Origin of the sequence: Winogradskyella forsetii, assembly GCF_013394595.1 — a bacterium.
In the GTDB taxonomy this organism is placed as follows: Bacteria; Bacteroidota; Bacteroidia; order Flavobacteriales; family Flavobacteriaceae; genus Winogradskyella; species Winogradskyella forsetii.
This window is the reverse complement of the sequence record NZ_CP053348.1, coordinates 1,009,897-1,020,500: the sequence shown is the minus strand read 5'-3', so window position 1 is coordinate 1,020,500 and position 10,604 is coordinate 1,009,897. Positions and strand designations below refer to the sequence as shown.

Annotated in this window: 12 protein-coding genes; 7 read left to right on the top strand and 5 right to left on the bottom strand. The window is 34.8% G+C overall.

What is annotated here, in order from left to right; translation table 11 throughout:
• Positions 1 to 182: 182 nt before the first annotated feature.
• The 7 genes from HM987_RS04410 (at position 183) to HM987_RS04380 (ending at position 3,935) form a co-directional block, all read left to right on the top strand.
• On the top strand, positions 183 to 422 hold the full coding sequence (locus HM987_RS04410; protein WP_179009881.1) for a DUF7218 family protein: 240 nt from the start codon (positions 183 to 185) through the stop codon (positions 420 to 422).
• Positions 423 to 495: 73 nt separating this feature from the next.
• Positions 496 to 951, top strand: a complete 456-nt coding sequence (msrB, locus tag HM987_RS04405) for a peptide-methionine (R)-S-oxide reductase MsrB (RefSeq protein WP_179005592.1) — start codon at positions 496 to 498, stop codon at positions 949 to 951.
• The gene (gene msrA / locus HM987_RS04400) at positions 948 to 1,487 is read left to right on the top strand and encodes a peptide-methionine (S)-S-oxide reductase MsrA (RefSeq protein ID WP_179005590.1); all 540 of its coding nucleotides are present in this window, start codon (positions 948 to 950) and stop codon (positions 1,485 to 1,487) included. The genes msrB and msrA overlap by 4 nt, the downstream gene beginning before the upstream one ends.
• A gap of 30 nt (positions 1,488 to 1,517) precedes the next feature.
• Positions 1,518 to 2,060 (top strand): peptide-methionine (S)-S-oxide reductase, encoded by a 543-nt coding sequence (locus tag HM987_RS04395; protein ID WP_179005588.1) that lies wholly within the window; start codon positions 1,518 to 1,520, stop codon positions 2,058 to 2,060.
• Complete coding sequence (locus HM987_RS04390) at positions 2,053 to 3,009, top strand: aldo/keto reductase (RefSeq protein ID WP_179005586.1); 957 nt, start codon at positions 2,053 to 2,055, stop codon at positions 3,007 to 3,009. Before HM987_RS04395 ends, HM987_RS04390 begins: the two co-directional genes overlap by 8 nt.
• Before the next feature lie 2 nt (positions 3,010 to 3,011).
• On the top strand, positions 3,012 to 3,254 hold the full coding sequence (locus HM987_RS04385) for a DUF7672 family protein (protein ID WP_179005584.1): 243 nt from the start codon (positions 3,012 to 3,014) through the stop codon (positions 3,252 to 3,254).
• Between the two features lie 36 nt (positions 3,255 to 3,290).
• The gene (locus HM987_RS04380; protein WP_179005583.1) at positions 3,291 to 3,935 is read left to right on the top strand and encodes an alpha/beta hydrolase; all 645 of its coding nucleotides are present in this window, start codon (positions 3,291 to 3,293) and stop codon (positions 3,933 to 3,935) included.
• 190 nt (positions 3,936 to 4,125) lie between these two features.
• On the opposite strand, the gene HM987_RS04375 is transcribed toward HM987_RS04380, so the two are convergent.
• The 5 genes from HM987_RS04375 to HM987_RS04355 all read right to left on the bottom strand — a co-directional run bounded on the left by HM987_RS04375 (position 4,126) and on the right by HM987_RS04355 (position 10,476).
• On the bottom strand, positions 4,126 to 5,112 hold the full coding sequence (locus tag HM987_RS04375; protein WP_229724592.1) for a DNA topoisomerase IB: 987 nt from the start codon (positions 5,110 to 5,112) through the stop codon (positions 4,126 to 4,128).
• 98 nt (positions 5,113 to 5,210) lie between these two features.
• A complete protein-coding gene (locus HM987_RS04370) occupies positions 5,211 to 6,629 on the bottom strand; it encodes a TolC family protein (protein WP_229724591.1) in 1,419 nt (472 codons plus the stop codon).
• A gap of 17 nt (positions 6,630 to 6,646) precedes the next feature.
• Positions 6,647 to 7,318, bottom strand: a complete 672-nt coding sequence (locus HM987_RS04365) for an ABC transporter ATP-binding protein (protein ID WP_179005581.1) — start codon at positions 7,316 to 7,318, stop codon at positions 6,647 to 6,649.
• 16 nt (positions 7,319 to 7,334) lie between these two features.
• A complete protein-coding gene (locus tag HM987_RS04360; protein ID WP_179005579.1) occupies positions 7,335 to 8,081 on the bottom strand; it encodes a head GIN domain-containing protein in 747 nt (248 codons plus the stop codon).
• 43 nt (positions 8,082 to 8,124) lie between these two features.
• Complete coding sequence (locus tag HM987_RS04355) at positions 8,125 to 10,476, bottom strand: ABC transporter permease (RefSeq protein ID WP_179005577.1); 2,352 nt, start codon at positions 10,474 to 10,476, stop codon at positions 8,125 to 8,127.
• Between the last annotated feature and the right edge of the window lie 128 nt (positions 10,477 to 10,604).

Here is a 10,604-nt window from a genome sequence, read left to right as displayed (position 1 = left end):
GGTGCAAATTCCAAAATTAATCCCTATAAAAGGTGCTGATATAAGAATAATTTTGAAGCATAAGATAAGGAACGTTTTTATTAAAAATGTATCTAAAATCGTTTCAGCAAATTTTTATAGGGATTGAATTAAGAACTGATTCTAATATTACTGAACTTACAAATCAACTTAAAACTATTATTATGGGAGAGCCAAGGATAAAAAATGAAGACCAATATGAAGCTTTACGCGACAAAGGCTATAGTAAAGAGAAAGCCGCTCGCATTGCAAACACACCAAATGCGGGCAAAAAAGGCGGAAAGGCAGATCCTTATGAGGAATGGACTAAAGACGAACTTTACGATCAGGCCAAAAATGTGGGCATCGACGGACGCTCAAAAATGAACAAGCGTGAGCTGATTAGTGCGTTAAGAAATAACTAAATTGAAAGTCGACATGGCATGAAAGTATTTTCATGAAATTTCGACTATTTTTATAGAAAAAAATAAATTACCTATGTTAACTTGGAAAGATATTATCAACTTTTCCGTAAAAGGAAATCCAACTCCAGATAAACGAGTTGAAAAATCAGAAGCCGAATGGAGGGCTGAACTCACTCCAGAACAATTCAGAATTACCAGACAGAAAGGCACAGAGCGAGCGCATAGTGGCGCACTTTGTACCACCTATGACGAAGGACTATACAATTGTGTTTGTTGTGACACACCCTTGTTTGATTCTACCATAAAATTCAGTTCTGGTACAGGCTGGCCAAGCTTTACGCAGCCCATAAAAGAAAATGCCATTAAGTACGAAAAAGATTCAACGTTCGGAATGGTACGCGTAGAAGTGATGTGTAATACTTGCGATGCGCATTTGGGGCATGTGTTTCCTGATGGTCCGGAACCAAGCGGATTGCGTTATTGCATCAATTCAGAATCCATGGTCTTAGATAAGGAGATTGCCGAATGACAACTAAAAATTTACAAACTGCCATGGTTGGTGGCGGCTGCTTTTGGTGTACAGAAGCCGTTTTTCAGAAAGTAAAAGGTGTAGAAAAAGTAGTTTCGGGTTATACTGGTGGAAAAGCGCCAGGACGGCCAACGTACAGGGAAGTATGTTCAGGATTAAGCGGATTTGCCGAAGTCGTACGGATTACTTTTGATGCCAACTTGATTTCTTATGAAGATATTCTGATCATTTTTATGACCACTCACGATCCGACTAGCCTTAACAAGCAAGGTGCTGATCGTGGCACGCAATATCGGTCGGTCATCTATTATTATAATGAAAACCAAAAGGAAATTGCCGAAACTGTATTCAAAGAATTGGCTCAGTATTACGAAGACCCAATAGTCACTGAATTATCTGCAGCAGAAATATTTTACGACGCTGAAAAAGAACATCAAGATTTTTATGAAAACAATCCTGATTACGGCTATTGTAGTTTTGTGATTGAGCCGAAATTGGCAAAGCTTAGAAAATTACATGCCGATAAGTTGAAATAGGATTTAGAACAAATGAAGTGATTTCAAAAAATGGCTTACAAAATTAAAATAGCTCTTGGCGGTGGTTGCCATTGGTGCACAGAAGCTGTTTTTCAAGCGTTGATTGGTGTAGAAAAAGTTGAACAAGGTTATGTTGCTTCAACTGAAGAAAATAACACATTTTCTGAAGCAGTTATTGTGCATTTTAACCCTGAAGTGATTACGCTTCAAACCTTGATTGAAATTCATTTGCACACGCACAAAAGCACATCCCAACATGCCATGCGAAAAAAATACCGTTCGGCGATTTATTACTTTTCTGAAATTCAAAAGTTAGAAGCTGAAGGTATTTTGAACACACTTCAAACTAAATTTGAAAATAAACTGGTTACACAAGTGTATCCATTTTCGGAATTTAAGCCGTCTCGGGAAGCCATTCAAAATTACTATCAAAAAAATCCTGAAAAACCTTTTTGCGAACGGTTTATAAATCCTAAATTGAGAATGCTTTTAAACCATTTTTCAGACCAAATTGATGCTGAATTTCTTCCTGAGAAATTAAAGTTGACTGAAGTACCACTAAAATATGAGTAACACAAAAATAGGATTAGGTCTTGCTGCCTTGGGGCGACCGGATTATATAAATATTAGGTCTAAAACTGATATCGATAAATCAGTTGAAGCTTTTAAAGCTAATGCCCTAAAGGTTTTAGACAAAAGTTACCAACTTGGTATTAGAGATTTTGATGTCGCACCTTCTTATGGTTTGGGCGAACAATTTTTAATGGATTGGAATACTTCTAGAGCTTACAAGGCTATTAACCTCTCCACAAAATTCGGCTATACTTATGTTGCCAATTGGGAAGTTGGATTTTCTGGCAAGCATGAAATAAAGGAGCATTCTATTGATAAGTTGAATGAACAATGGGACGTTTCAAAAGCGTTATTGCCAAATCTGAAAATATATCAAATTCATTCGGCAACTATAGAAAGTGGCGTTTTAAGTAATAATGCCGTTCTAAGGAGATTACATGAGATCAAACAAAAACACCATATTAAAATCGGAATTTCATCAAGCGGAACTGAGCAAGTGAGCATTATTCAAAAGGCACTAAAGATTTCATTTGATGGCGAGGAATTATTTGATAGTTACCAAGTGACCTTTAACGTTTTGGAGCACTCTACTTTCGAAATTTTAAAAGCATTATTAGCTAAAGGCAAAACCATAATTATAAAAGAAGCCTTGGCTAATGGTAGAGTATTTCGAAATGAAAAATTTAACGACTACCTACAAGCTTACACGTATCTCGAATTGCTTTCTGCCAAATATAACGTAGGCATTGATGCGATTGCGATACGATTTATAATGCAATATTTAGAGCCGACCCTTGTGCTTAGTGGTGCTTCAGATTTACAGCAACTAAAGCAGAATTTAAAAGCTTTGGATTTTGAATTGAACGACAATGAAATTTTGAAACTCAAGTCACTCTCGGTGTCGCCAGAACATTATTGGCAGGAACGTAGTGATTTAAAATGGAATTAAATATGATACGACTTTACATCATTGGCTTGGCCATTCTGATTATCGCTATTCTCGCCAATGGCATTATTGCAAAAATAGGTCTAAAATCTTGGTATGGATTTATAGAATTACTTTCTAAAGAAGGAAGTTCGGCTTTTTCAAAATTAAATATATTTGACTATTTATGGCTATTTATTGCCTATCCCTTCATCTTAGGGATTGGCTATTGGCTTGGTGAAAAGATTTCGAATTTGATCTTAAATTAATAAGTTGCCCACAAGTTGTAAAAAAATCGTGAATCAATGAAAATACGTCTATTAATTGGAATTCTTTTTTGCTCAACTTTATTGGCGTGTGGAAGAACAAATGATGAACGATTTATTTTCTTTCTTCACAATCGATTTTTAGAAGAACACGAACTGAATGAATTGCATCCCGAATTTGGTCGGACTGAATACGACGAAATTATTGCTAAATTCAAAAAAGGAGGACTAAAAGTAATAAGCGAAAAACGAAATGGAAATGTTAACGCTAGAGAATATGCCATCGGAATTGTAAATCAAATTGACAGTTTAACAAAAAACGGAACAGAACCGAGCAAAATAACTGTTGTTGGAACTTCAAAAGGCGGATATATTGCTCAATACGTTTCGACTTTAGCAAATAATCATGATTTGAATTTTGTATTTATTGCAAGTTTTAGGGATAACGATATTCAAAATATACCTGAAATCAATTATTGCGGAAATATTTTAACAATTTACGAAAAGTCCGACTCATTTGGAGTTTCTTCAATGGAACGAAAGAAAATATCGACCTGCGAAATAAAAAACTTTAAAGAAATAGAGCTGAATACAGGAACGGGACACGGTTTTTTATTTAAACCTTTAAAGGAATGGATTCAACCGACAATAAGATGGGCGAACGGCAATTATAACGTGGAATGAAAACTGTGGGCAGTACCGTGTATAGTTCATTGCTTTTGCAAGTATGCTTGTTTTCTATTCGGTTTGTATTTGCCAATTTAGTCACTTAAACATGTAACGAAATCATGCACGTCAAGTAAAGAAAACCGTAGTATTCAGTAAAGATTAGATTGGCTACAGAATATAATATTCGTCAAACCCCTTTTGAAACTTATTTCAATTTTTTGTTCAACATGCACAAAACCCCAACTTCCTCTCGTGAAAGATTTTCGTTTTCTTTTAAGAGATGTGAAATTTCCTTTTGAAAATAATTAAGAGTCTTTCCATCAATGTATTCATCTATGACACGAGGATCAATATAAGAACTGCGTGCAACCGATGGCGTATTTCCCAACCGTTCACTTACCTTAATAACAGCGTCACGAATATTCTTATCCAGTGCTTTCTGGTCTTGCTTTTTGGAATAACCTATTTCATCCAGAGCCATGGCCGCAATAACCGTTCCTGCCCAAGTCCTAAAATCCTTCGATGAAAACTCCTCGCCCATTACCTCTCTAATATAGTCATTGAGATGGTCACTTTTCACATCCTGTTTTTTGCCATCTTCATCAATAAATTTGAAAATCTCATAGCCTGGCAATTCATCAATTTCCTGTACTATTTTCGCTAATTTTTTATCGACAATATGACGCTCTTGCTCTTTACCAGACTTTCCTATATAGTTAAAAATAAGTTCATCGCCTTCAATCTGAAGATGTTTACTCCGCATGGTCGTTAGTCCATACGTTTCATTTTCCTTGGCATAATAATCACTGCCAGGACGGAAATAAGCAGATTCCAAAAGTCGCACCATACAGGCAAGTACCTTTTCTTTCACTAATTTACGCTTTCGAAGATGCTGTCCAGTTACCCGTCGCATGCGTTCCAATTGGTCTGCAAACTTGAGAATACGGTCAAATTTTTCTTGATTTTGTTTGTCTCTATATTTTGGATTGTAGATATATTGCTTTCTTTCCTTATCGTCACGACCTGTAACTAAAATCTTGGCATTTTTCTTTGAATCAATTTCCACTTCGGCCCAAGCAGGCGGTATAACTAAGGATTTAAACCACGCCTTTAATTTGGCATCTTTGACTGTATTATTAGAGCTATCGCTATATCGAAAGCCTTTGCCATGTTTTTTTCTGTAGTATATCATTTGAATCCAGTTAATAAAGCATTAAAATAAATACTTTAACCGGAAACTGATTAGCTTAAAAGCCACAAAATGTATCCATATCAATTTTGATTTATCATTTATACTGACCCTCTGTAATAATCCAAAACTTTTACACGTAACAAATATTCATACTTAGCATTGGCTAAATTAACCCGAGCATTATCCAAGTTGTTTTTACTTGTTATATAATTCAAGAAATTAGACACCCCATTTTTAACTCTTATATCATTGATTCGATACGATTCCGCATAGGCGTCAACTTGCTTTTCTAAACTTTGGTAACGTTTATAGGCCGCATCCATATCAAAATGCACCTGAGCGATGGCATTTTTTATATCGATATGCGTACGTTCTAATTCCAAAACCGATTCCTCTACTCTTATTTTTTCTAAAGCCACATTATTCTTTGCTCTAAATCCATTGAAAAGAGGGACGTTGACAGAGACACCAACAACTGTATTTAAATTGTTATCCAACTGGTCGCTATACCCAATAGCGCTAGAAGCAAAATTAGTTCGTTCCGTCATAACTGCCAGATCTTGTCCGTTAACCGTAACAAAATCGTTTGTTGCTATTAAACTTGTATCTGTTTCCGTAAAGATTTCTGCCACACTGGAATAATTGGAACTCACGCCTCCAAATAATGCTATTTCTGGAGTGAACTGCGATTTGGCGACACTTACACCTTTTTTTGCTGCTTCTATACGTAATTCTTTAGCTTTAAAAGTCGCCAAATTTTGTATAGCTTCAGCAAAAACCTCTTCTGCTGATAAATTAAAATTTTCAAATTCTAGGATTAAACTACTTTTATCCAAAGTTATGTTGTCCTCTAAATTCAATAATCGCATTAGACTTAATTTCGCATTGTTCAAATTACTTTCAGAAACCAAAATACTCGTTTCATCGCTAGCAACTTGCCCTAAAATATCAGCATAATCTGCCGGATTTCCCGATTCATTTTCATAAAAATCTTCTTGGATTTTGAGTTGTTGTTTTGTGGTTTCCAATCGTGCTTTGGCTAATTCCAAAACATCTTTGGCATTCAGCACTTGTAAATAGGCTAAAGTGACATTCAATATTAAATCTTGTTGGGCGGCTTCCGTTTCTAGTTCTGATGCCTTTTTATTGAGACGGTTTTGCTTGGCGGAATTCAATAGTCGAAAACCATTGAAAATCGTCATATCTAAACTCAGTCCTAAATTTGAAAATGTTAATTCCTGATTGATAAAATCATTGGTAAAAGGATCTATACTTCGACCATCATTAACACCTAAATTAAAATTTCCATTGATGCTTGGTAATAAATTAGCTTTGGATTGTTGGTAATTCACTTTTGAAGTATTGGCCAATAATTCTGTAGATTTTAAATCGAGATTGTTTTCAAGTGCAATAGCAATACATTCTTCTAAAGAATAGCCTTTTTCGGTTTCGTTTTGAGCAAAACTTATCCAACCCATCAGAAATATGATGGCCATTAATATGAGTTTATGTATCATGGTTTTTACTTTTATTCTTAGACTATTTTTCCGTCCAATAAATTAATAATCCGAGAGCCATAAGAAGCATTGCTTTCAGAATGTGTGGCCTGTATGATAGTAACGCCTTCTTTATTTAATTCCGAGAAAAGTTCCATGATTTCCTCGCTTTGTTTCGAGTTTAGATTTCCAGTTGGTTCATCTGCCAGAATCAATTTTGGTTTTCCTATTAATGCCCTCGCTACACCAACTAATTGTTGCTGTCCTCCACTTAATTGAATGGGGAACAAATCTTTTTTTCCAACGATATTAAAACGATCTAACATATCTGCCACCATTGCTTTTCTTTCGGAAGATTTTACATTTTTATACAGTAATGGTGTTTCAATATTTTCATAAACCGTAAGTTCATCAATTAAGTGATAGGCTTGAAATACAAATCCGATATACTCCTTATAAAGTTTGGATCGGTTTCGCTCTTTCATACTATGAACGGGTTCTCCTAGAAAGGTGTAACCTCCTGACGTAAAGTTATCTAACATGCCAATGCAGTTCAATAAAGTAGATTTTCCTGAACCTGATGGTCCCATTAATGAAATGAATTCGCCCTCTCTTACTTGTAAATCAATATGATCCAATAACGTCACTTTATTACTGCCAGAATTAACAGTTCTTGATGCTTCATTTACACTTAATAATGTATTTGCCATTTTAATTTTTGATTTATTAATTGTCGATTTGTGTAATTGTGGTGTCCCCAAAACTTAATCCTGTTTTTACAGTTGCATGGCCTTTATAACGCAATGTCGCTTCACCATAAGACGTAAATTTAATCTGCTCAGAAGCTTTAATATTAAACTCTGCTTCACCATACGCTTTCAGTTTTGATATTTTACTTTCAACTTCAAGTAAGTTGATTTTACCTTCACCATAGGCCGTAATATTCTGAGTATTGGTAATGCCTTTTAAAATAGTCAATTCGCTTTCGCCATAGATATCAACATCAAATAAGTTAAAGTTAATTTCATTAAACGTTACTTGAGATTCTCCATAAATTTTAAGTTTGAATTTATCAACCTCAATAGTACTTTCGCAAATTGTTCTTTGCTCACCTCTGAGTGACAATTCATCAATAGTTTTATACGTCACACGAATGGTCAAAACTTTACCTTTATAAATGGGGACTTTTCGCTCCATACCATCAATTATAATTTTTTCATGTTTCGTAGTTTCTTTAGCATCATCTAAATAGACGCGGAGGGTTTTTCCGCTGACTTCGATATTAATTTTATCTTCTGGTTCTGTGCTATCGAGAATGGTGACCGATTCTTCATTCCCTTGCACAAATGTGGTTTCAATGTGAGGACTTATAACGACCTTGTTAAATGATTCAACTGTCTTTTTCGTTTGTGCCAATAAGATTTGACCTGAGCAAATCAAGGTTATTACTATTATATATTTTAAACTTTTCATGATATTATATTTTTATACTAATTGATATTCAAATTGATTTAGTTTACTCTGTTTTTAAACTATCTACAGGATTTGCTGTTGCGGCTTTTACAGCTTGAAAACTTACAGTTACCATCGCTATTAATATCGCTGCTGAACCAGCAATTATAAATATCCACCAGTTGATTTCTATTCTATAAGCATAATCCTGAAGCCAATTTTCCATGGCGTACCAAGCAATAGGTATGGCGATTAAAATTGAAACACCCACGAGTTTTAAAAAGTCTTTTGACAATAACTTTACAATACCAGAAATACTAGCTCCTAAAACTTTACGCACGCCTATTTCTTTTTTACGCTGTTCTGCGGTATAAGCTGCCAATCCAAAAAGTCCTAAACACGAAATGAATATAGCAAGTAACGCAAAGAGTTGAGATAGTTTACCGATGAGTTGTTCACTTTTAAATTTGGCATTGAAGGTTTCATCCATAAATGTGTATTCAAAAGGAAAAGCCGGATTGTGTTTTTTCATAACCGCCTCCACTTTGGCCAACATGTCTTTAGTAGAAATTTTTGGGTTCGTTTTTAGATACATATAACTGGACTCACCTAGATAATTGAAGAATAATACAGGATCACTTTGTCCATACATATCATCGTATAAATAATCTTTCACTACTCCTATTACGGTGTATGTATCACCACGTGTTACTTTCTTACCAATCGCACTTCCTTTTCCCATAAGTTTGGCAAATGATTCGGTAATTAAAACACTCGTACTATCCTTTGCCACATTTTCGCTAAAACCTCGCCCCTCTTTAAGTTCCATGCCAGCAGTTTTCAAAAAATCTGAACTGATATACCTAAAGAAAATCAACACATCTTCTGTATCTGTGCCACCTGTCCACGTTAAATTAGAACCATTATTGCCACCATCTAAAACTCCAGAATTATTTAAACCAACACTGGTTATGGCTCCTGTATTGATTAAATCTTGTTTAATGACATCAAATTTTTCAATCATAGTGCCATTGACATTCAAGGAAATTAATTGATCTTTATCAAAACCTAAATCCCTATTTTTTACATGTTGAATTTGCTGATAAACTAAAATCGTACTGATAATAAAAACAATTGACACTGTAAACTGCCCAACTACTAGTCCTTTCCTAATCAATGTGGCAGAACTTTTAGTGACTTTTAGACCCTTTAAAACTTCGACAGGTTTAAATGAAGACAAATAGAAGGCTGGGTAAAGTCCGGCAAAGATTCCACAAACGAGTGTGATTGCCAATAAAAAAACAACGTGCAATGGCTGTGTTAGTCCTAACACTAAATCTTTCTCAATAAGCAAATTAAATTGTGGTAATAAAACAAAAAGCAGTAAAACACTGACTAACGATGCGATACCAGCAAGAATCAAAGCTTCTGATATAAATTGAATAATTAATCTCGAACGACCAGAACCCATTGCTTTTCTAACACCAACTTCATTAGCACGTTTTTCACTGCGCGCTGTGGACAAATTCATAAAGTTAATACAGGCAATCAACAAAATGATTAAGGCAATAATTGTGAATAAGCGAACAGAAACTATTACACCACCTACTTGCTTTCCATTTTCGAAATTAGCCCTTAGATGCCAATCTTTTATGGAATGTAAAAATGCTTTGGAATCCTTATCTCCTGTTTTCTTCTCTAGTAAATTTCTAACTTGCTTATCTACAGCAACAACATCTGCTTCTGGTGATAATTCCACAAAGGTATCTGCAAAAAAACTGCCGTAACCTTGTGTCCATTCTTTACCTTTTGTGTAACGTTCAAAGGGCGCAATCCAATTAAAAGGAAAGGTAACATTCTTAGGCATATTCTCAATAACGCCTGTGATAACATAATTATCCGAATTATTCACTTTTAACGTTTTACCAAGCGCTTTTTGATTTGCTCCATAGAGTTGCTCTGCTGTTTCTTGTGTAATAACGATGGCTTCAGGATTTTTAAAAGCAGCTTCGGCATTGCCTTCCAAAAACTTCAAACTAAATATGTTTATAAGATCCTCGTCCACAAAACGACCAGAACTGTTAATGGAATGATCTCCAACTGCTAATAAAAAATCACGATGTTTTGTTCTTGCTGTTCTTTCAATGCCAGGAATCTCAGTTTTCATAGCTTCTGCCAAAGGTCCTGGTGTAGAATTAAAAGTTCTCCATTCGCCTTCATATTCTTGATGCGTTGGTACATAATAAACCTGATCTTGCTTGGGGAAATTTGAATCAAAACTTAGTTCATCCTCAACCCAAAGAAATATTAAACTCGCACAAGTAATACCTATGGCTAATCCGAAAATATTTAATAAGCTATAGCCTTTATTTTTACGTAATGTTCTAAACGCTATTTTTATATAATTTAAGATCATAATTGTTTTGTTATGCTGAAACTGTTACAGTATCCCTGAATTTGATACTTATGATGAGTATATAGACAAGATGATGCCATAAACATAAATCACTGTATATCAATATTTTAATTCCATTTTAATTAATA